Here is a 21,669-nt window from a genome sequence, read left to right as displayed (position 1 = left end):
CCTTACTCCTCATCTTCCTTCGCGACCTTCTCCTGAAGGTTCGTGAAGATAATGGCGACGACGATGATGACGACGGTCAGCGCGGTTGCGATCGCGGCGCCGTAGCCGACCTGCTGGGACTGGAAGAACTGCACGTAGGAGTAGTACGACGGCACGATGGTGCTGGTGCCGGGGCCGCCCTTGGTCAGCATGTAGACCGGGCCGAACACCTTGAGTGCGGCGATGGTGCAGGTCAGTGCGACCACGAAGATCTCCGGCTTGATGGACGGCAGAGTGATGGCGAGGAAGCGCTGCCACCAGTTGGCGCCGTCGAGGCTGGCGGCCTCGTACAGTTCCGGATCGACGCGCTGCAGGCCGGACATGAAGATGACCAGCGGGTAGCCGACCTGGATCCAGATCATGATGAGCATCAGGAAGATCAGCGAGGTGTCGGGTTTGCCGAGCCAATCATGTTGCAATCCGCCGAGGCCTATCGCCTTGAGCAACGCGTTCAACGCGCCGTTTTCCGGGCGGAAGATCCAGCCCATGACCAGGGAGGCGACCGCAATCGGCAGCAGCTGCGGGAAGTAGTAGATGGCGCGCATGGTGGAGGCGGCCTTCGTGCCGAACTTCTTCTGCACCACGTCGAATACCAGCGAGGAGAGGATCAAGCCGAGCAGGATCGGTACGACCACCATGGCGATGATCATCCAGATCGAGTTGCGGAACGACACCCAGAACGTGGTGTCCTTCATCAGTCGTGCCCAGTTGTCGAGGCCGATGAACTTGGGCGGTTTGATGCCGCGGTAGTTGGTGAAGCTGAGGTAGATGTTCCAGACCGCCGGAATGATGATGATCCACAGCAGCATGAGCAGGCCGGGGAGCATGTACAGCCAGAAACGGTTGGAGGGGCTGCCGGGGATCCTCGACATTCCCTTCTCCCTGACGGTCGGCTGCTGGCCGCGCGGGCGGGTTTTCTTGGTGTGAGCGTTCATGTGCGTCAGTCGCTTTCATGATTCGCACCGGTGCCATCGGGGCTTCGATGCTCCTTGACGGGTGCGGTTGGGTTGAACAGCGTGGGGTCCGTCGCGGGCTTCATTGCCTGTCGGACGGTTGTTGAGAGTATGGGGTGCCTGGTGCGCCGCCGCGATGGTGGGCGGCGCACTGGCGATGGATTCAGTTATGTGTGCGCTATGCGCTTGTGCTTGTGGTTCAGGACTTGACGCCGGCGGCTTCAACGCCCTTGTCGTAGTTGTCCTTCATCTGGTTGAGCACGCCCTTCACGTCCGTGGTGCCGTTGACCAGTTCCTGCAGCGAGGAGTTGAGCTCGTCGTAGAAGGTGGAGGTTGGCCAATCCGGGTAGAAGCCGAGGGCGTTCTTCTCAAGCACGCCGTTGAAGGAGGTGATGAGTTCCTTGGTCTTCTCGTCGGTGATCTTGTCCGGATCGGCGGCGATCGGCAGGCCGCCGGAGTTGCCCATGAGGTTCTGGACTTCGTCGCTCAGGGTGATGTCGATGAACTGCGCGGCGAGATCCTTCTTCTTGGAGTTCTCGGGGATGACCCAGATGTTGCCGGAGGAGCCTACGACCTTGTCGGTGTCGGGGAAGGTGGCGAAGGTCCAGTTGGCGTTCTTCATGTCGCTCTGGAAGCGGCCGAACCACCAGGTGCCGGAGAAGAACATCGGGTAGGTGCCGTTCATGAAGGCCTGGCCTGCGTCCTCGGCCTTGGTGCCGGTGCAGTCCTTGGAGATGTAGCCCTTGTTGACCCAATCCTTGATGGTCTTGGTGGCGTAGGTGGTCGCCTCGCCCTGCCAGTCAACGTCACCGTCGTACATTTCGTAGGCCTTGATGAACTTGTCGTTCGCCTTGGAGAGGACCAGCTGCCACCACAGGTGCTGCAGCGGGTATTCGGCGACGCCTTCGGAGAGCGGGGTGACGCCGTTGTCGACGAACTTCTGCATCGCGGCCTCAAGATCGTCGAGGGTCTTCGGGATTTCGATGCCGTACTTGTCGAACATGTCCTTGTTGTAGTACATCACGATGTCTTCGCCGTAGTTCGTGATGCCGTACCAGTCGCCGGAACCCATGACGCCCTTGTCGTCGTACTTGCCGGTGTCGGCGAGCGTGCCGCTGACCTTCTTGTCCCAGTTGTACTTGCTGACGTAGTCGTTCAGGTTGGTGAGCAGGCCCTGGCTGGCCAGCAGGCCGGCGGTGGCGTTGCCCTTGTTGTATTCCATGACGTCGGGGGCTTCGTCGGAGTTGAGGATCTGGGCTGCGTTCTGGCGGATCTGTTCGAAGGACTTCTTCTCGAATTCGACCTTGACGCCGGTCTTCTTCTCGAAGATTTCCATGGCCTTCGCCCAGGCCTTGCCCTGTGCGCCGTTGTCCTCTTCGTAGTGCCAGATCTTGATGGACTTCGGGTTCTCCTCCTGGGCGGTGTCGCTGCTGCTGCCGCAGCCTGCCAGGCCGAGCGTGCCGAGCATGGTCGCCGCCGCCAGTCCGGCTGCGACGATTTTACGGGTGAACTTCATCGTGTGCTCCTTCTTTCAGCGCCTTTACTGAAATGAGACTCTGGGATTTCTCGGGAACCTCATTGCCTGTTACGCTACGGGTTTTCGATGAAGCGTTCAACTTATTTCGATTGATTTCGATTAATTAGTTTAATGATTTACCTTGCAAACGTTGTCGTGCGTATCCGCTGATTTCAAAGGGTTTCCCTTTGTTTACACCATGTCAGGAAAAAGCAATCGTTTACATGGCTATCGAAATGTGTGAAATCTGTCATCCGGCACGCCGCGGCCCCATCGTGCCTCGCGCGATGTACTTGCCCGGCAACAGTTCGACGGCCCCCACATCATGCCGCTTGCCATCCAGAACCTCCATCATGATGTCGATCGCGCGGACGCACGAGGCGTGCGGATCCATGGGCATCTCGTCGACGCCCTGCGACAACTGATGCACCCCCTGCGTGCACGCGGCCATCAGCGAAATATCCTGCGGTACGCGCAAACCCCGCTCCTGCAATGCGATCAGCGTATTGTTCACATGCGTGGGATTGGTCTGGCAGATGATCGCGGTGATATCGGCGTCACTTGCGAACGCCGAATCGAGCAACAGGCGCACGTCGGCCATGCCGTAACCGGTCGACGCCATGAACATGACCTTGACGCCTAAATCCGAACCATGTTTGATGGCGGCGTCGCGGAAACGAATGAGATAGTTCGAGCCGTCCTCGTAAGCGAATTCGTTGGTGCCGATGATCAGCACGTGCGTATGGCCGAGCGTGGCTGCCTTCTCTACCGCCTCGCGACCCATCCATTCGAAATCCAAGTCGACGGAATACACCGATTCCGAATTCGACGGGTACCCCACGGACACCACCGGAACGTCGAGCAGGGAAGCCACTTCGGCGCGGGAATCATGCATCAGCACATCCAACAGCAGAATGCCGTCGACCATGCCGTTGCGTGTGACGCGGACGAGTTCCTGATCGCCATACTCATGCATGAGCAGCAGGATGTCGTAGCCGTAGCGCCGGGCGCGGGCGGCGAGCGCGAAGAAGAACGTCGCATAGTTCGAATAATCCGTGTACCCGTGCACGGGGGAGCTGAGCGCCAAAACCTTGGTGCGGGCGCGCGTGCCGGATGCGGGGGACTGGCCGCCTTGGCCGGTGTGCTCCGTGTACGGCTGGCCGGTGAGGAACGCCATGACGTCCGGTGTGGCCTTGCGCGGACGGTAGCCGAGTTCCTTGGCCGCGTCCAGTACGGCATGCTTGGTGTCGTCGCCGATGGAACGTTTGCCGCTCATTACGTACGAGACCGTGCTGATGGACACGTGGGCCTTCGCTGCGACGTCTTTGATGCCGGTCATGTGACACCTCCTGTTGAACGCTCTCATCCGAATACGCTCAAGTCTAGCCGTAGCGTGGCCGGGTCCTGTGCCCGTTTACGTGAGCTGCGTCTGGGCGGGAGCGGCGGCATCAGTGCGGATGCGCCGTCATCGTCATTCCCGGTAATCTGATGCGGATGTGGCGGTACGGAGACGAAAGCGTGGATAGAATGGGTGATGGCCGACGATGGGATTGGCCAATAGGTAGGCAATCGATGGGGTGCCTTATGAGCGAGAACAAACCGTTTATTCGAAGGCCAGAGGATTGGCCTTTCCCGATACCGGAAATCACGGCCGAGACCATCAACGATCTGGTGGACGCAATCGAGCGCGGCGACCGTTACATCGGATCGCTCTATGGCGAACTTGACGGAAGCACACGTGAGATGGAGCATCTCGACGAGGAAACCCTTGTTCGCAACTATTACCTTCTCGAAGAATGGAATCGTGACGACGAGTAGTTTGCGCGATGTGTGAGTTCACGCTGCGCATGATAGGGAACCGGAAAAGAAAAAAGCCTTCCGGAGGTGGAATTCCGAAAGGCTTTCGTGGAGCTGATGGTAGTCGAAACCACGACCTCTTCGATGCGAACGAAGCGCTCTACCAACTGAGCTACAGCCCCTTGGGTGTTGTACTGCTCCGCAGAACAACTCAATTCACTGTAGTACGACCCCCGCCTAAATGCAAAACGGCATCGCAGTGCACGTGTGTTGAACGTGTGTTGAGTGTGTGTCGGATGGTGAATATCAGCGGCGTTCGATAGGGGCATGTGTCAGCAAGTGCATTCCGCCGCCGCACTCCCACTACCGCAACACCATATGTTGGTTGAGCTCGCGGCGCAGCTGCCGCCAATCCGGCAGATATGCGCTCATGCGGCGCTGAAAACCGGCACCGTGGCCGTGCTCCCATAGATGCGTCATCTCATGCACCAGCACGTATTCCAGGAATCTCCGATCCATCAGCCCCAGTTGCAGATTCAAGCGGATACGCCCCGTCTTCGGCGTGCATGACCCCCAGCGCGAGGTCATGGTACGTAGGGTGATGTGGGTAGGGGATCTGCCGATAATCGGCTCCCAGCGTGCAAGCAGGGCGGGAAGGGCCTTGTTGATCGATGCCGCAGCCGCGCGGCGAAGATCGTCGTTCCATTCCACGGCACCCGTCGTCGCTGCCTGCTGCGCTTGCCGCCGTATAGCGTTCCGATTGGCGTCGATCCACGAGCGGCGGCTGCGCACAAACGAGACGATAGCGGCATCCGCCATGCGCACGGGCGCGGATATCTCCACTCGTCCTTCAGGCGGTTTAATGCGCAGATACATGTTCCTGATGGGTTTGCGCACCACATGCACGTCAAGGCCGTCAATCATCACAGCAAACCATTGTGAGGCTTGCCGCGAACATTCGCGGCTCCCAGCGGGTTCGCCTGCCATTCGCCGCCCGGCTGCCTCATGCACGTCTTGACAAGCCGAAAAGATAGACTGGCCGCATGTCACTTGGTTTGAACATCCTGCTGATCTTCATCTTCCTGCTGCTCGGATCGGTATTCGCCGGCACCGAACTTGCGCTGGTGAGTCTGCGCGGCTCGCAGATCGACCAGATGGAATTGCAGGACGCCCGCGGTGCACGCGTCGCCAAAATCGCCCGCGACCCCAACACCTTCCTGTCCAGCGTGCAGATCGGCGTCACGCTCTCGGGCTTCCTCTCCGCCTCGTTCGGCGAATCCTCCATCGCACCATTCGTAGTGCCCGTCGTGGAAGGCTGGGGTGTGCCGCACCATATCGCCGCGCCGCTGACCACCATCGGCCTGACGCTCATCATCTCCTACTGCTCGATCGTGATCTCCGAGCTGGTGCCCAAGCGTATCGCCATGCAGCGCAACGAGGCCATCGCCCGCGCGGTCGTGCCGGCCATCGACGTCTTCTCCAAGGTGTGCCGTCCGCTCATCTGGCTGATTGGCAAGAACACCAACGGTTTGGTGCGTCTGCTCGGCTTCGACCCGAACGAAACGGAAACCGAGGTATCCGACGATGAGCTGCGCGTGCTCGTCAACTCCAACACCAACCTGAGCAAGGACGAGCGTACGATCCTTGACGACGTGTTCGACGCTTCCGAAACGATTGTGGCCGAAGTGATGCGCCCGCGTGCCGACGTCGTGTTCATCGACGGGGCGATGAGCCTGGACGAGGCCGCCGCTTTCGTGCGCGACCAACCGTATTCGCGCTATCCGGTCACCGGCAAGGACTTCGACGACGTGATCGGCTTCGTACACGTGCGTGATCTGCTCGACGTGCGCGATCCGAATGCGAAAACCGTTTCCGACGTAACGCGTGAGGGCATCTCGTTGCCGGGCACCTCCAAACTGCTGCCCAGCCTTGAACTGCTGCGCAAACGCGGCATCCACCTGGCAGTGGTGATCGACGAATACGGCGGCACCGACGGCATCGTCACCTTGGAAGACATGACCGAGGAACTGGTTGGCGATATCCGCGACGAATACGATCTGCCCACCGAAAAAGGCGGCGAACGAACCAGGCACAGCGCGTTCGTGAACGGTGTTGCTGCCATTGAAGGCGGCACCACATTGGAAGACTTCGAAGACCTGACCGGCATTGAGCTGGAGGATGGGCCGTATGAGACGGTGGCCGGCTACTTCCTTGCGCATACCGGCAAAATGGGCGCTGTGAGCGACGTACTGCACTCCGACGAAGGCTACGATATGACCGTCACGCAGGTCGACGGGCGGCGTATTGCCATGATCGAGGTGCGTAAGGCCGAAGAGACGGACGAAGGCGCAGTCGCACATTCGTGAACATCGCCGGCAGACGGCGTAGAAATTGAAAAACCCTCGAAACCATGCGGTTTCGAGGGTTGTATTGTGGAGCATGCCGGGTTCGAACCGGCGACCCTCTGCTTGCAAAGCAGATGCGCTACCAGCTGCGCCAATGCCCCAGTGAAAAAAATAGCGACCTGAAGTCGCCGTTTTTTCGTGGGCCCGGAAGGACTTGAACCTTCGACCTCATCCTTATCAGGGATGCGCTCTAACCACCTGAGCTACGGGCCCGAACCATGCACTTCAAAAGCGCACAAGCAGTTAAGATACCAGAGGTGTACACGTAAAGCAAAACTTCGGCGTGTCGTTTTCTGTGTAGCGTGCGGTCGTCAGTCTTACGGCCGGGTAAAACCCCAGTAAAACCAAGCTTGGAGTGGTGGTAAATAGGTAGTGTGGAACGTGTCAACGGCGAACGAAAGGCGAGACATGGATGCCTCACAGATTCCGCAGGACATTCTTGATGTGATGCACAATCCGGGCGTGTACTACTGCGATATGCCAGGCATGGGCGAGGCGCAGACCGCGCAACTGGAGATACTGTACGATTTCAACGCCACCAGGCCGCGCGAGGTCTCACGCAGGCGCGAACTGCTGGAGCGGTTCTTCGCCGAAGTGGGGGAGGGACTGTACATCGAGCCGCCGCTGCACGCCAACTGGGGGTGCAGCACCCATTGGGGCGCGCACTGCTATGCGAATTTCAACCTCACCTTGGTGGATGACGGCGAGATCTTCATCGGCGAGCACACCATGATCGGCCCGAACGTGACACTCACCACCACCGGTCATCCGATTCGCCCGGATCTGCGCGAACGGATCGCCCAATATTCCGAACCCATCCATATCGGCCGCAACGTGTGGATCGGTGCCGGCGTGGTTGTGCTGCCGGGCGTGAGCATCGGCGACAATTCGGTGATCGGCGCGAACAGCCTGGTCACCAAGGACATCCCGGCGAATAGTGTCGCGTATGGCAGCCCATGCAAGGTGGTGCGGCCGATCGGGCAGCATGATTACGAGTATTACTGGCGCGATCGCCGGTATGACGATGCTGCTGCTGGCGGCGATGCTGCTGGAGCAGCGGGGACCGCCGAAAAGGGCGATACGACTGCCGAAAAGGCGGCATGACTCGCAAATGAATCGGCATTGACAGCACTTATCGCATTCCGTAGGGGGTTTCGGGCTTCCGTAGGTGGTTGTTCGCAGTACTGCGGTTGAACAAAGGCTTATTTTCAGCGGTTTTATACCGGGGTGTAGAAGCGCAACCCCCTACGGAACGGCAAAACCACCTACGGAACCGAGTGCAGACATGAAAAACGCCACCTCTGGGCAAAATATATGCCCGAGATGGCGCAGAATCCAGAATGGTACAGCTTCAGGGGCTAGAAGCTCAGAACCTCGACCTTGCCGGAATCCAACTGATAGCGTGCGCCGACCAGCATGAGTCGGTCCTCGGCCAAAGCCTGGCGAATCACGTCGGAACGGTCGACCAGTTCCTCGATGGTGCGCGCGATGTGTACGCGTTCGAAATCCTCATTCGATTCGAGTTCGGATTCGTGCGCCTGCCAGATGGAGAAACCGACGGTGCGCAGCATAATGGATTCCGCTTCGACGATGCGCTCGTCAAGATCGGTGATGCTGTCGGCGGCCATGAGCGAATCCTCGGCGTCGGCGGTCATCTCATGCAACAGATTCTCATACTCCTTGACGCCCTGCTTGATGGCCCCACAGTTCTGATGGCCCAGAACCACCAGCAGGCGCACGCCCAGCGAGGAGACGGCGTATTCCAGTGAAGCGAGCACGGCATCGTCAACAATGTGCCCGGCTGTGCGCACGGTGAACAGGTCGCCTATTCCCGCGTCGAAAATGATGTCAGGGCTGACGCGCGCATCAGAGCAGCTCAATATCGCCGCATCCGGCTCATGCGCGTCGATAACCGCCTCGCGCGCTTCCGCACTGCGGTTCGGGTGCACCGGCTTGCCCTCCGCGAATCTACGATTCCCCGCCAGTAGGCGGTTCCAAACGCCGCTCGCCGTGCCCTCGACCTCGTTCTGGTCTACAAACATCTCATCTGCCATTGATTCCGTCCCTCCATTGCTCAGGCTACGGATATCTTACGGTCAGGGCTGTCCGGGATGCGTTCTGAAGCTGCGGGCGGAGAGAGTACCGGCAGGATGGCCGTTACCGGTAGGTGTCGCGAAGCTGCAGGATGTGTTGTTCGATTTGGTGGATCACCGCGATGAACGTGGCGTCGTCGCAGCCTGTGGGATCGGGCAACCCCCAATCGGCGTCGAACGGTCTGCCTATGTACGGGCAGCCCACGTCGCAGCCCATCGATATGGCGATGTCCGGGGCGGGGATCGCATCGATCGTCTTGCTGTACTGCGTGCGTTCCATGTCGATGCCGTACAGTTCCTTCATCAGTCGGACGGCGTCCTGATTGATGTGCGGCTTCGTTTCGGTTCCCGCCGAATAGCAGTCGAGCGCATCGCCCGCAAGCAGTTTCCCGAGCGCTTCGGCAATCTGGCTGCGGCAGGAATTATGCACGCAGATGAACGCAACCTTCGCCTTACCCATGATTTGCCTCCGGTCCCTGACTGCTTTCTGGACTTCCGATGCCTACCTTAACGGGAACCGATACCAGACGACGCCGGCTCCGGAATCGCCCGATTCCAACCCTCTGCTGAAATGGACTGTCACTACGGAAAATGCTTGTGTCAAGACGCTCTCTGATTTGGGGACGCAAGCCTCGGCATATACAAGCCTTACTGGAACATTCATCCTGGAATGGCTCCGCAAACCTGAGTACTGGTCGGAAGGTGGTTCCGGCACACAGGCACTATGGCATGCGTACACCCCGGAGCCGGTTACTCCCAGCGAATTGGCCTTGTCGCGTCAGGCATGCGGTGTCGCATGTGATGCACAACCTGTCGTCAAAGGCACGCTGTCCAATCGGGACATCGCCCATATGGCCGCCACATCCTTGGGATACCTGACATGGGGCGTTACGAACGATCCAATGGACTATGGTCTCGGTGATCTAGGTGGATGGGCCCTGGATTTGTTGCAGATCTGGGGAAGCTACCTGGCGAATGCCCCGAAAGGGGACCGGGCATCATGGCTGCACACTCATCTCGGCGAGCAAGATGCCCGTATGGGATTCAGTTACAGCGATGTTCTCGCGTACTGCGATGCATGGTTGCTGGCGCGGTCCATGCAGAGCAATTCTTCCGAAAGGTCATTGTCCGCCGCTATGCGGGACACGTTCGTGCAAAGCGAAACGAATCGAATTAAACGGTTCTATCAGTCCCGGTTCAAGGGAAGCGCGGACAACCTGGTCATCGCATTTCGAAAGCTCGTTGATGGAATCGATGTAGGTAAGTTCGAAAATATTGCTGCGTCTTTCACCCAGTGGCTATTGACTCAAGTGGCACATGCCAGCCGTCTTCCGAATCAAATGGAAACTGATACCCTTGCACTGATCTATGCGGCATTCCTTGAAAACATGGGACGCTAACCTGAACAACTCACAGGCCTGCTCGACCTATTTCACCCCAAGATTTGAGCAGGCCTGTTCGTTTATATATGCATTGTAATTATGCCCAAAAAAGAAGAGGCAAAGATACGCAGAGCATGAAAAATGACACAATTCCGATTACAACATGTGAAGCCATCGGCGTATCTAAGTCGGACACATTGGGATATAAGCTTCGAATGACGGATTTCACGCAAGAAACAACCGGCATCATCACCCAACAGAGAGAACCTAAGCCCAGCGCTGCTGTAAGTCTGGAGCCATACGTATTCAAATCACTGCAGGGTGGGGGAGAAAGTGTCAACACGCTGCAAACGAGGCTGTAATTATCGCGTTCAGCCCATGTCATTACTGCTGGTGAAAGCAACAGTAATCCCAGCCACCATAGCGCACGTCTGGCCTTGCCCAAAGCCACATAGCATCTACTTGCCTTAAGGAATTTGGCATCTATTTTCGGCGCCAAAGCAAATTTCTCGTCGGAAAAATTTTCTGGTATATCTTTCATGCCGTGGCGGGCGCGGGCTCGATGACAAGTCGGCCTCCAAGTGCATCGACGACCTTGACGATGGTGCGGAAACTTGGGTTGCCTTCTTTGTTGAGGCTTTTGTAGAGGCTTTCGCGGCCGACTCCGGCTTCCTTGGCGATTTGGCCCATGCCACGTGCCTTGGCTATGTCGCCGATGGCGGCCTGCAGAAGCGCCGGGTCGCCGGTTTCCGCGGCGGCGTTGAGGTATGCGATGGCGTCTTCTTCGTTTTCGATGTATTCGCTGGCGTCAAAACTGCTGATGTTTACCATTGTCCCTCCTTGATAAGTGATTCGAGCATTTCCTGGGCCTCTTTTATGGCCTTATCCTGTCCGGTTTTGTCCCCGCCGGCGAGCAGCAACATGATTTGATTGCCTTTCTGGGCGAAGTAGACGCGGTAGCCTGGGCCGAAGAAAAAACGCAATTCGTTCACGCCTTTACCGACCGGGTGCATATCGCCGACCGGTTGTCCCGCCAGTCCGCACTGTCTGATCCGGGTAGTGATCCGCGCTTTGGCGGCATGGTCGCGCAGTCTGTGCAACCACTTGCGGAACTGATCGGTTTGTTGGATTTCCATATGCATTATTGTATCCTACGGGATACAATAATGCAAGTGTGGCGGTCTTCGAACCATTTATTGTCATATCGGAATCCAGTGTTCCTGCGCTCGTCCGCTGGCTTATCCATGTCCCCTCCGATTATCCGAGGCCCGTTCCACGTGCGTCGTCGCCGACCAATCTAGGGCCGGGCAATGCGAGCGGGGAGGCCCGCGCCATTTATCGGTACGGAACCTCCCCGCTCGCGTCATCTAGGCGGCCAGCCGAAGATCAGCCCGTGTTCTGCAGGCCTGCTGCGACACCCGGCGCCTGATTTGGGCGTTGCCATATGGATTCAGCGATGATCATTGCACTTCATGTAATTGCAATATTTGCTGTTATTCATTGAAATTCTTGATACAACGATGCTTTATTGGTATGAAAAAATGCTTTGAAAGTTGCGGCGAAAGAAACGGGACCTCCTTTGACAACCGCATGAAAAGTTCCTTTGCTAAGAACATTCAGATTTCCTTCAAACCAGGAATAATTTGGAGACCATTGGAAAACACAGACCCCGGTCTGGTATGAGCTTCCAAGCAAGGATTTTGAGGTAACTTTGTAATTCGTTACTGTAGCTCGAAAATCTTGCTTTACCCAACAAGCTCCTCCTGCTGGGACTCCAGAAAAGACGCTTGAGGTATATGTTGCCGTACCGCGTGTGCTTGCGTTTTTGGTTTCTCTGGTATTAGAAGCTGTATCTTCTTCGTATGCTTTCGCAATAGATTCAGCGTATAGATTGGCATCACCGTGGTATTCATCAATCGTACTTTGAGGAGCATCGATTTTAAATTCGCCGAATTCGACGTCTAAGTTATTCGTGGAAGCAATGTTAGAGAGTTTTTCTTACAGAGCGACTTCTGCGGAAGAATTGAAGGTACTTCGGTCATGTCCAGAAGTGCTAGCCATTGCTGATGGGGCACCAGAGAACGCCAGTATTGCCACCAGTACTGCGGTGAACGTGATTTTTTTTATGAAGGTTCATTCGTAGTCTCCTTTGGCTTCGAAAGTATTTTTTATCCAGTGATGCGTCTTTGCGTCACTTTAATTATATCTATTCTATACTGATTATCGTTGTTCTCATAATTTTGTCGGCGAAGGTTTGTCCTTTGGTGTCCCATAAAGGCCAAAGAAACCCAATGAAACATGGCACGAAATCAACGCAGTGAGCTATCTCGCGTAAACCCATCCTTACTCCCGATATGGGCAGGTTGGAATATTGATCGACTACCTGCAGTCCTAGAAAATGATGCGACCAAGCTTGTCCGTTGCGCGTAGAACAGGCAGAAATCACGCAAACTATGATTATGGAGACGCAGTTAATCCAGATTCCCGTGGTTCCATCTATGGAAGATCTCCCATATAAAACGCTGTTTATTAATTGTGATAGCAATGAAGTTGGCAGTATTATGCGAAGAATATATGCCGCTGCTCTGCGACACCATATTTTCCCCATTGACGTCCTCCTTGACGAACCCGACCAGATTGGAAAACGTATAAGAAAAGGTTCAGTGTAATGCTGTAGTTCCTCTTCTAAGCTATTTCAATCTTATGTTTGATTCCATAAGAATAGGACAAAACGCCGGATAACGCGAGCGGGGAGGCCCGCGCCATTTATCGGTACGGAACCTCCCCGCTCGCGTCATCTAGGCGGTCGGACAGCCGCGGATCAGCCCGTGTTCTGCAGGCCTGCGGCGACACCCGAAACGGTGCACAGGATGAGGTACGTGTACCCCTCCCTCTTGCCGTGGCTGAGCTCTTCCTTGTCCACCTTCTTGCGCAGCGACTTGAGCGCCAGCACCTGGGTGAGCGAGAGCACGTCCACGTACGGGGAACGGATGCGCACGGCGCGGCCAAGCACGTGACGGTGCTGCAGCGGCCACTTGTCGCCGACGATGGCGAGCACCCACTTGCGGGTCAGCTTCATCTCGGTGAGCACCTTTTCCGGCAGATCCTCGCGGTCGTCGAGGGCGAGGTACATGCGGGCGATACGCTCATCGGTCTTGGCAATCGACATTTCGATGTTGTCGATGAACGTCGAGAACAGCGGCCACTCCTCGTACGCCTTGCGCAGCGTGTCCAGATCACCGAACTTCTCGCAGGCGGTGCCCAGGCCGTACCATGCGGCCAGGTTGATGCGGGCCTGGGCCCAGGAGAAGATCCACGGGATGGTACGCAGATCGTCGAGGGACTTGGCGCCGAGGCCACGCTTCGCCGGGCGGGAGCCGATCGGCAGCAAGCCGATCTCGGTCAGCGGCGTCACGGTGGAGAACCACGGGGCGAAACCGTCGGTGTTCAGCAGGTCGAGGAAGCGCTCATGGGCGGCTTCGTCGAGCTTGCTGGCCATGTCGGCGTACTTCTCGGTCATATCCGTGTTGCGTTTCTCCACGCTCGGAGCGGACTGCAGCAGCGTCGCGGCCGCAACGGACTCGACGTGGCGGATGGCCAGGGTCGGGTTGCCGTAGCGGGCGAAAATGACCTCGCCCTGCTCGGTGAGCTTGAAACGGCATTTCACGGAACCGACCGGCTGAGCGAGCACCGCGCGGTTGGCGGGGCCGCCGCCACGACCTACGGCACCGCCGCGGCCATGGAACAGGGTCAGGTCAATGTCGTGTGATTCCGCCCACTTGGCAATGCGCTCCTGCGCGGAGTGCAGGGCCAGCGTGGCGGAGGTCGGGCCGGCGTCCTTCGAGGAATCGGAGTAGCCGAGCATGACTTCCAGCTTGCCGCCGGTCGCCTTCAGACGAGCCTGCACTTCAGGAATCTTGATCATTTCCTCAAGCACGTTCACCGAGTTCTGCAGATCCTCCAGCTGTTCGAACAGCGGGATCACGTCGATGGTCGGCACGTCCTCCGGGTGGGCGAACGCCAGACGGTTCAGCTCGTACACGTCCTTGATGTTCTGGGCGCTCTTGGTGAAGGAGATGATGTAACGGCGGGCGGCCTTCATGCCGTTGCGCTTCTGGATGGAGCCGAGTGCGCGGAAGGTGTCGAGCACCTCGTGGGTCATCGGCTGCAGTTCGCCGCGTTCGCCATGCAGACCATGCTCGCGGATATCCTCCAGCGCGCGGGAATGCACCACGGAGTGCTGACGGAACTCCATCTCGACCATGTGGAAGCCGAAGGTTTCGGCCTGCCAGATCAGGTCCTGCAGCGGGCCATAGGCGGAACGCTTGGCGCCTGCCGCGGCGAGGGAACGCTGCACGGTCTTCAGATCGGCGATGAAATCCTCGCAGGAGTGGTACATCAGATCGGCGTCGCGCACGACCGTGTAATGCAGGCGGTCGGCCATGACCAGCATGACCGCGCGGTGCAGTTCCTTGCTGGAGATCAGGGCGGCCTTTTCGGTCAGGCGTTCGCTCATTTCCTTCTGATGGTTCCACAGGTCCTTGAGCTCGGTGCTGGCCGGCGTGGTGCCGGCTTCCATCGTCAGGTTCCTGCCCACGGTGCGGGTCGCCTCTTCAAGGGCGGAGACCACATGATCGCTGAACTTGCGAGCCACCTGACGGCTCACCTTGGCGGTGACGTTCGGGTTGCCGTCGCGGTCGGAGCCGATCCAGCTTCCCGGGTGGAAGAATGCCGGGCACACTGGCGGTTCCAGGCCGGCCTTGTCGCCCAGCAGCCAGTCGTCGAAACGGCGGTACACCTGCGGGATGGTGTGGAACAGCGTGGAATCGAAAATGTCAAGAATGGTGTCGGCTTCCTCGACGGGGGTCGGCTTCTTCAGCGCGATCGGGGAGGTGCGGAACAGCGCGTCGATCTCGTTGTACAGGCGACGGCTGTTCTCCTTCTTGTCGGAGCCGCCAAGCTTGTTGTGCTGTTCGAGCAGTTCGGAGATCCTGCGGATCTTGCCTTCCACGGCCTTGCGGCGTGCCTCGGTCGGGTGCGCGGTGAACACCGGGTGGAACTCCAGGCGGTCCAGCAGCTCCTTGGCCTTGGCCGGGCCCATCTCGTTGATGAGCTTATGGTAGGCGACGGTGAGCTCGTTGACCGGATCCACGGCGTTGATGTCGTCCACTTCGGACTCGCGTTCACGCAGCACGGAAACGCGGTAGTTCTCCTCGGAAAGATTGGCGAGGTGGAAGTGGGTGGCGAATGCGCGGGCAAGCAGCTGGGCATCGTGCAGATTCATCTCGTCGATGATCTTCACGGCCTCGGCCAGACCGTCCTCGTCCGTGTTTGTGTTGCCGCCGAAATGCTCGTCGCTTGCTTCGACCGCATATTTGCGCACGGTGTCGAAAGTGGTGAGCAGCTTGGGATCGTACTCATTGAGCACATCACGAAGGATCTTCAGACACAGATCCATATCGTATTTCAGATTCTCAGGAAGATCGTGCTCTTCCGGAGCCTTGCGGCCGGTGCCGGTTTCCACGATGGAAGCGTCGGCAGGCACGATTTGCTGTTCATCTTTTGCCAAAATAAACCTCCTTAGTCGAACGACGGGTTGCTCGGTCTATTTGGTCGCCCGTGGCTCCTCCACGGTTGTTGAGGCCAAATCGTTGCGAGCCCACAGCCCTTGGTTCAACGTGGTTATTGCGATTGCATAGTCTACTGCGCGCACAACAACTTCTGTGTTACGGCGTTCATTTTTGGTCACTATGTGACCGCCGTCTGTGAACATGCGCGTGGGTTGACGATCGCCGGCGGCAGGGGCGATCGCGGTTCGGTGCAGGGAGTAGAAAAGGAACTGTGAGCGAACAGAACGAAGAAGAAGCAGAACACGGCGCACAGCTCCAAGGAGCCTCCGCCGTCAGCAAATTCCACACCCACTCCATCCCCCTGGATATGGAGGACATCGAACGCGACTGGGATAAGCCGGTTACCGAAGCCGGCATCGCAGCGAAAACCAGTGTGATCGTGCGCGTCGGCATGCTCGATCTCGCAGCCGGAACCGGAAGCTTCCGCGTCCGTGAGATGATGCATCGCATCGCCTACCCGCTGGGCGTGCATGTCCGTGCCGACGTGAACCTGACCGATATCGAGGCATCCTGCACCGACGGCAAGGACCGTATCACCGAAGTCGTCGACCTGCCCACCACCGGCGTGAACACGGAACGTATCTGGCTGCTGGAACATTTCGCCGACTGGTTCAACGTGAATCTCGGCACCGGTTCGATGTACCACCGTCAGGCCGACGTGTCCGAAGGGCTCATGGAACACCTCGATCAAAAAGACGCCTCGCAGGTCTCCGCCGACCTGTCCAAACAGCTGCGAGCGCAGAAGAAGTCCAAACAGCGAGCCCAGCAGGATGATCCTGTACTCGATGTGCTTGAGGAGGTCAGTGCCCAAACCGAGGAAAGCGAACCGGTGGCCAGGCCGTTGCATCTGCATGATATCGAAGAGGCGCAGTATCGCGCCGATTATGCGGCTGCTGTCTCCGTTGCCTCTGCAACCGGCGCTTCTGCAGCCGACCGGGAATCGCAGGGCGCATCGCCGGCCAGCACCGTTCGCAAACGGCGTGAGGAGGCTCGTAATCGTATCAAAGAACGTGCGCACAAGCCGCCGAAGGAGTATGCGGAGCATTTCGCGGACCCCGGCAGGGACGCAGGCAATCAGTCCGGCATCACCGTGCGTCAGGCTCATGAACGACTCGACATGATCGAACGCCGTAAGCCGTTGTATTCCCCGCTGTTTGCCGGACTCGCCTCGGCCTGTGCCTGCGCCTCCTTCGTGTTCCTGCTCGGTGGCGGTCCCTTCGACATGATCGGCGCGTTCGTCGGTGCAGGGCTTGGTCACTGGTTGCGTCGCAAACTGTTCGCGCACCATCTCAACCAGTTCTTCGTCACCTTTATATGCGTTGCCGTCGCGGCCTTGGCCTGCACCGGCACCCTGCGACTCATCGGCTTGTACAATCCCGTCGCCTTGCAGCATGACACTGCGTACATCGGTGCCATGCTGTTCGTGATCCCCGGCTTCCCGCTTATTACGGGCGGCTTGGATATGGCGAAGATCGACTTCCCCTCGGGCGTGCAACGCATCACCTACGTGCTGTGCATCATCCTCATGGCCACACTCGCCGGCTGGATGGTCGCCTCCATTGTGCATCTGAACCCCGAAGGCTTCGAACCGCTTGGGCTGAACCCCGTCGTCAACTGCCTGCTGCGCATGGTGTTCGCGTTCATTGGGGTCTGGGGCTTCTCCGTCATGTTCAATTCGCCTCAGCGCATGTGCCTGGTGGCCGCGACCATCGGCCTGATCACCGATACTTTGCGTCTGGAAATCGTTGATGCGGGCGTTCCCGCCGAAGCCGGCGCCTTCATCGGCGCGCTGCTCGCGGGTCTGCTCGCTTCCGCCTGGCGTTCCGCCGTCCGCCGAGGCTGGCTCGCCCCGCACCTCGGCTATCCGCGCATCTGCCTGACCGTGCCGTCCATCGTCATCATGGTTCCCGGCCTGTATATGTACCAGGCCATGTTCCATCTCGGTCAGTTCGATACCCTGAACGCGCTGGACTGGGCGTTCCGTGCGTTCATGGTGATCATCTGCCTGCCGATCGGCCTGGCGATGGCGCGTGTGATCACCGACAAATCCTGGCGCTATGACATCTGAAGATCCATCTGAAGGCTCGGCGGCGTCCGGTAGCGGGCAATGGTCCATGTCTCGGATCTTAGCGTGAGACGTTCGGGATTGATACGATGCCGAATGATTACATTGAGTCGAATCGTTGTTTTTGAAGAGAGGAAGAGGACGTGGTTTCCAAAGACATCTGGGTGCTGGTGGCCATGGTCATTTACTTTGCGGCCATGCTGACCATTGGATTCGTCTACTCCAAACGGTCGAATTCGTCCACCAGACAGTATTTCGCAGGTGGCAGAGGCGTCGGCCCGTGGCTGACCGCGCTGAGCGCCGAAGCGTCCGATATGAGCGGCTGGCTGCTTATGGGCCTGCCCGGTGTCGCCTATTTCACCGGTGCCGCCGACCCGATGTGGACCGCCATCGGCCTTGCCCTCGGCACCTACCTCAATTGGAAGCTCGTGGCCCGTCGACTGCGCCGCTACTCCGTGGTCGCCGGCGACGCCATCACCATCCCCGACTTCTTCTCCAGGCGCTTCCACGACAAGAAGAACATCGTTTCCACCATCGCCGCGCTGATCATCCTCGCGTTCTTCTGCGTGTACGTCGGCAGCTGCTTCGTGACGGTCGGCAAGCTGTTCTCCACCCTGTTCGGCTGGGACTACCATCTGACCATGGTGATCGGCGCTGCCATCGTGTTCGCCTACACCATCATCGGCGGCTACCTGTCGGTGGTTGTGACCGACTTCATTCAAGGGCTGCTCATGTTCTTCGCCCTTGCCGTGGTGTTCATCGGCTCCATCGCCTCCGCCGGTGGCATCGACAACACCGTGGCGTTCCTCCAGGGCATCCCCGGCTTCCTTGACGGCACCCACGTGGCCACGCCGGTGCTCAACGACGCCGGTGAGCAGATCGTCAAGGCCGGGCAGGCCATGTTCGGCGCGCCCGCCGATTACGGCATCATCACCATCATCTCCATGCTTGCGTGGGGACTGGGGTATTTCGGCATGCCGCAGGTGCTGGTACGTTTCCTGTCCATTCGCAGTTCCGAGGAGATCAAGAAGTCCCGCATCATCGCCACCACCTGGTGCGTGGTCTCGCTGGCGTGCGGCGTGTGCATCGGTCTGGTCGGTCGTGCCATGATGCCCACCCAGTTCGCCACCCAGTCGGCCGCCGAGAACATCTTCATCGTGGTCTCGCAGGCGTTGCTGCCGAGCTTTATGTGCGGCATTGTGGTATCCGGCATCTTCGCCGCGTCCATGAGCTCATCCTCGTCATATATGATCATCGGCGCTTCGGCCGTGGCGGAGAACATCTTCCACGGGTTGCTGCATCGTAAGGCCACGGACCGGCAGGTGATGATGGTGGCGCGAATCACGCTGCTGGTCATGTTCATCTTCGGTATCGTGGTCGCCTTCGACCAGAACTCCTCCATCTTCCAGGTGGTGTCGTATGCGTGGGCGGGGCTCGGCGCTTCCTTCGGGCCGCTGATGCTTACCTCGCTGTATTGGCGGCGCACCAACAAGTATGGTGCTATCGCCGGCATGCTTTCCGGCACTGCGACCGTGCTTATCTGGCACAATCTCATCAAGCCGTTGGGCGGTGTGTTCGCCATCTACGAGCTGTTGCCGGCGTTCATTGTCTCGCTGCTGTTCATCGTGGTGGTTTCGCTGCTCACTCCGGCACCAAGCGCCGAAGTGCTGCATGAGTTCGACCATTATCTTGACGACCCGAACGACAAGCAGGTTGACGACGATCTGGTCGCCGCCGAAATCGCCGCGGGGGAGAAGCGCGCGCAGATCTGAGGCGACCCCTGGCGGGTGTTCCGCCTTCTGGCGACACCAGAAGGCGGCTGTCCTGGTGCTCTATCGTCTGCTTGTGGCGGATTCCAGCATTTGGGAAACACTAGGTGGCTTATTGGTGGCGCCTAATTCACGAAGCCCTGTGTATGTTCGTTGGAATTCCAACGAACATACACAGGGCTTCCCCATTGGCATGCCACAAATAAGCTAGATAAGTGAGTTGGCTGTGTTTTGGGGCTTTGCATAAGCCCCAAAACACAGCCAACTCACTTCAGATCGTCAGAATGTTGCCGCATGCTCAGTAGCACATGCCCATGGCGTCGCGCACCTGCTCCAGTGTTTCGTTGGCGATGGCGTTGGCCTTTCTGTTGCCTTCGGCCAGCACGTCGCGCACATAATCCATATCCTGAGCCAGCTCGGCGCGGCGCTCGCGCATCGGGGCCAGGAAGTTGTTCACGGATTCCACCACGTACATTTTCAGCGCGCCGGCGCCGGAATCGCCGATCTCCTCGGCGATCTCTTCGGGCTTGCGGCCGGTGGTCAACGCCGCGGTGGTCAGCAGGGCGGAGACTTCCGGGCGGTTGATCGGGTCGAAAGTGATGCGGCGTTCGGAATCGGTGCGGCTCTTCTTGATGAGCTTGGCGGTTTCCTGGGCGGTGGCGCTCAGCATGATGGAGTTGCCACGGGATTTGCTCATCTTCTGGCCGTCAAGACCCGGGATCTCCGGTGCGTCGGACAGAATGGCGTCCGGCTCCGGGAACACGGGGTTCTTCTTGGCGTAGCGTTCGTTGAAACGGCGTGCGATGGTGCGGGTCAGTTCGATATGCGGCAGCTGATCCTTGCCCACCGGCACGATGTTGCCCTTGCAGAACAGAATGTCGCATGCCTGGTGCACCGGGTAGGTGAGCAGCAGGCCGGTCAGCGCGTGGCCGGAGGCTTCCATCTCGGCCTTGACGGTCGGATTGCGGTGCAGCTCCGATTCGGTGACCAGCGACAGGAACGGCAGCATGAGCTGGTTTTCGGCCGGTACGGAGGAATGCGTGTAGATCATGGTCTTTTCCGGGTCGATGCCGGCGGCCATGTAGTCGAGAATCAGGTTGAGCACGTTGTCTTGGATGTGCTCGGTGGTGTCGCGGTCGGTGATCACCTGGTAGTCGGCGATAATGATATTGGTGTGCACGCCCTTGTTCTGCATCTCCACGCGGCTGCGAAGCGTGCCGAAGTAATGGCCCATGTGCAGGCGGCCTGTCGGTCGGTCGCCGGTCAGCATAGTGAACTTGCCCGGATTCTTCTCGATCTCGGCCAGTGTCGCATCCGAGCGCTTCTTTGCCGCCAGGAAGCTGGCGCTCATTTCGTTGCCGACAGCCGTGATCTGGTTGTTGTGAGCTTCATCCGTCATGCGTGTGCCCCTTTATAAATAAGGAAAATGGCCTTGTAAAATATTGCTTTTATCGTAAAAGTGCGAGAAGACAAGCCATAAGGCGTAAACAAGTGGTACTCTTCTATGTGATGAATTGATAGCAAGCAACAGTATCAGGGGGTCAGATGGGCCGCGGACGTCAGAAAGCAAAACAACAGAAAATTGCTCGTAAGCTGAAGTACCTGACCACCGACACCGATTACGATGAGCTTGCCAAGGAGCTCGGTGCACAGGAGCCCGGTTCGGGTTCTTTCGACCCATTCGCCGATATCGAGGCCAAGTATTCTCACGATGTGGACAGTGAAGATGAGACTGCCGGTGACGTGCAGTCGTCTTCCACTGCCGAGGATGACCTCGATGAGTATGCGAAGTGGGCCGCAGAAGCCGCGGCAAAGGCCACCAGCGGCGAAATGCCGGTGACCAAGGCCGCTCCGAAGCCCCACAAGCCCATTCCGATGCCGGTGCCTAGTGCACTGAAGCCGAAGAAGCAGGACTGACTGCATATAACCTGTATCGAAGAGCCGTTTGCATGGTGCAAAGCCATTGCGGACGGCTCTTTTGCATATGCTCCGTTTCGCCTCCCTCAAACTACCGACGCTG

At 58.3% G+C, this 21,669-nt stretch carries 19 protein-coding genes and 3 tRNA genes; 7 read left to right on the top strand and 15 right to left on the bottom strand.

The annotated features are described in order from the left end of the window. Window positions 1-2: 2 nt before the first annotated feature. From BBAG_RS07925 to BBAG_RS07915, 3 genes are all read right to left on the bottom strand, one after another. Window positions 3-974 carry a carbohydrate ABC transporter permease gene (locus BBAG_RS07925; RefSeq protein ID WP_003825238.1) on the bottom strand — a complete coding sequence of 324 codons (972 nt, stop codon included), beginning with the start codon at window positions 972-974 and terminating at the stop codon, window positions 3-5. Window positions 975-1,191: 217 nt separating this feature from the next. Continuing rightward, complete coding sequence (locus BBAG_RS07920) at window positions 1,192-2,508, bottom strand: ABC transporter substrate-binding protein (protein WP_003825236.1); 1,317 nt, start codon at window positions 2,506-2,508, stop codon at window positions 1,192-1,194. Window positions 2,509-2,758: 250 nt separating this feature from the next. Next, window positions 2,759-3,847, bottom strand: coding sequence for a LacI family DNA-binding transcriptional regulator (locus BBAG_RS07915; RefSeq protein WP_003825234.1), 1,089 nt, complete (start codon window positions 3,845-3,847; stop codon window positions 2,759-2,761). Window positions 3,848-4,092: 245 nt separating this feature from the next. On the opposite strand from BBAG_RS07915, the gene BBAG_RS07910 reads away from it, so the two are divergent. Further along, window positions 4,093-4,326, top strand: coding sequence for a hypothetical protein (locus tag BBAG_RS07910; RefSeq protein ID WP_152595330.1), 234 nt, complete (start codon window positions 4,093-4,095; stop codon window positions 4,324-4,326). An 88-nt stretch (window positions 4,327-4,414) separates the two neighbouring features. On the opposite strand, the gene BBAG_RS07905 is transcribed toward BBAG_RS07910, so the two are convergent. Together BBAG_RS07905 and BBAG_RS07900 are read right to left on the bottom strand one after the other, a co-directional pair. Next, a tRNA-Ala gene (locus BBAG_RS07905) sits at window positions 4,415-4,487 on the bottom strand. Window positions 4,488-4,668: 181 nt separating this feature from the next. After that, window positions 4,669-5,292 (bottom strand): M48 family metallopeptidase, encoded by a 624-nt coding sequence (locus BBAG_RS07900; protein WP_161786196.1) that lies wholly within the window; start codon window positions 5,290-5,292, stop codon window positions 4,669-4,671. A gap of 56 nt (window positions 5,293-5,348) precedes the next feature. Here BBAG_RS07900 and BBAG_RS07895 point away from each other — a divergent pair, with 56 nt between their 5' ends. Then, entirely contained in the window at window positions 5,349-6,671 is a 1,323-nt protein-coding gene (locus BBAG_RS07895; protein ID WP_003825229.1) for a hemolysin family protein, read from the top strand. 67 nt (window positions 6,672-6,738) lie between these two features. Here the strand turns inward: BBAG_RS07895 and BBAG_RS07890 are convergent. Next, window positions 6,739-6,811 (bottom strand) — tRNA-Ala (locus tag BBAG_RS07890). Window positions 6,812-6,849: 38 nt separating this feature from the next. Then, a tRNA-Ile gene (locus tag BBAG_RS07885) sits at window positions 6,850-6,923 on the bottom strand. A gap of 234 nt (window positions 6,924-7,157) precedes the next feature. Here BBAG_RS07885 and BBAG_RS07880 point away from each other — a divergent pair. Then, window positions 7,158-7,814, top strand: a complete 657-nt coding sequence (locus BBAG_RS07880; RefSeq protein ID WP_231855921.1) for a sugar O-acetyltransferase — start codon at window positions 7,158-7,160, stop codon at window positions 7,812-7,814. A 254-nt stretch (window positions 7,815-8,068) separates the two neighbouring features. On the opposite strand, the gene BBAG_RS07875 is transcribed toward BBAG_RS07880, so the two are convergent. Then, window positions 8,069-8,764 (bottom strand): carbonic anhydrase, encoded by a 696-nt coding sequence (locus BBAG_RS07875; RefSeq protein ID WP_003825226.1) that lies wholly within the window; start codon window positions 8,762-8,764, stop codon window positions 8,069-8,071. Window positions 8,765-8,867: 103 nt separating this feature from the next. Then, entirely contained in the window at window positions 8,868-9,263 is a 396-nt protein-coding gene (locus BBAG_RS07870; protein ID WP_003825224.1) for an arsenate reductase ArsC, read from the bottom strand. Here BBAG_RS07870 and BBAG_RS07865 point away from each other — a divergent pair. Continuing rightward, window positions 9,238-10,203 carry a hypothetical protein gene (locus tag BBAG_RS07865; RefSeq protein ID WP_231855868.1) on the top strand — a complete coding sequence of 322 codons (966 nt, stop codon included), beginning with the start codon at window positions 9,238-9,240 and terminating at the stop codon, window positions 10,201-10,203. The two genes, BBAG_RS07870 and BBAG_RS07865, sit on opposite strands and share 26 nt — an antisense overlap. Window positions 10,204-10,282: 79 nt before the next feature. Here BBAG_RS07865 and BBAG_RS08605 read toward each other — a convergent pair whose 3' ends face one another. From BBAG_RS08605 to BBAG_RS07840, 5 genes are all read right to left on the bottom strand, one after another. Continuing rightward, a complete protein-coding gene (locus tag BBAG_RS08605; RefSeq protein WP_197540491.1) occupies window positions 10,283-10,726 on the bottom strand; it encodes a hypothetical protein in 444 nt (147 codons plus the stop codon). Continuing rightward, window positions 10,723-11,016: an addiction module antidote protein gene (locus BBAG_RS07855; RefSeq protein WP_003825221.1), complete on the bottom strand. Its 294-nt coding sequence runs from the start codon at window positions 11,014-11,016 to the stop codon at window positions 10,723-10,725. Before BBAG_RS07855 ends, BBAG_RS08605 begins: the two co-directional genes overlap by 4 nt. Beyond that, window positions 11,010-11,321 carry a type II toxin-antitoxin system RelE/ParE family toxin gene (locus BBAG_RS07850; protein ID WP_033508774.1) on the bottom strand — a complete coding sequence of 104 codons (312 nt, stop codon included), beginning with the start codon at window positions 11,319-11,321 and terminating at the stop codon, window positions 11,010-11,012. The genes BBAG_RS07855 and BBAG_RS07850 overlap by 7 nt, the downstream gene beginning before the upstream one ends. A 1,070-nt stretch (window positions 11,322-12,391) precedes the next feature. Continuing rightward, window positions 12,392-12,793 carry an RDD family protein gene (locus BBAG_RS08405; protein WP_003825217.1) on the bottom strand — a complete coding sequence of 134 codons (402 nt, stop codon included), beginning with the start codon at window positions 12,791-12,793 and terminating at the stop codon, window positions 12,392-12,394. A gap of 213 nt (window positions 12,794-13,006) precedes the next feature. Further along, window positions 13,007-15,754 carry a phosphoenolpyruvate carboxylase gene (locus tag BBAG_RS07840; RefSeq protein ID WP_003825215.1) on the bottom strand — a complete coding sequence of 916 codons (2,748 nt, stop codon included), beginning with the start codon at window positions 15,752-15,754 and terminating at the stop codon, window positions 13,007-13,009. Between the two features lie 272 nt (window positions 15,755-16,026). On the opposite strand from BBAG_RS07840, the gene BBAG_RS07835 reads away from it, so the two are divergent. Both BBAG_RS07835 and BBAG_RS07830 read left to right on the top strand, forming a co-directional pair. Then, on the top strand, window positions 16,027-17,883 hold the full coding sequence (locus tag BBAG_RS07835) for a threonine/serine exporter family protein (protein WP_003825213.1): 1,857 nt from the start codon (window positions 16,027-16,029) through the stop codon (window positions 17,881-17,883). A 173-nt stretch (window positions 17,884-18,056) separates the two neighbouring features. Beyond that, a complete protein-coding gene (locus tag BBAG_RS07830; RefSeq protein ID WP_193352306.1) occupies window positions 18,057-19,652 on the top strand; it encodes a sodium/proline symporter in 1,596 nt (531 codons plus the stop codon). Between the two features lie 295 nt (window positions 19,653-19,947). Here BBAG_RS07830 and trpS read toward each other — a convergent pair whose 3' ends face one another. Next, complete coding sequence (gene trpS / locus BBAG_RS07825) at window positions 19,948-21,048, bottom strand: tryptophan--tRNA ligase (RefSeq protein ID WP_003825209.1); 1,101 nt, start codon at window positions 21,046-21,048, stop codon at window positions 19,948-19,950. A 146-nt stretch (window positions 21,049-21,194) separates the two neighbouring features. Between trpS and BBAG_RS07820 the strand changes: the two genes are divergently transcribed. Next, window positions 21,195-21,566, top strand: a complete 372-nt coding sequence (locus tag BBAG_RS07820) for a DUF3073 domain-containing protein (RefSeq protein ID WP_003825207.1) — start codon at window positions 21,195-21,197, stop codon at window positions 21,564-21,566. Window positions 21,567-21,669 lie beyond the last annotated feature (103 nt).

The organism is Bifidobacterium angulatum DSM 20098 = JCM 7096 (assembly GCF_001025155.1).
GTDB lineage: Bacteria > Actinomycetota > Actinomycetes > Actinomycetales > Bifidobacteriaceae > Bifidobacterium > Bifidobacterium angulatum.
This window is presented reverse-complemented; position numbering and strand designations above follow the sequence as displayed.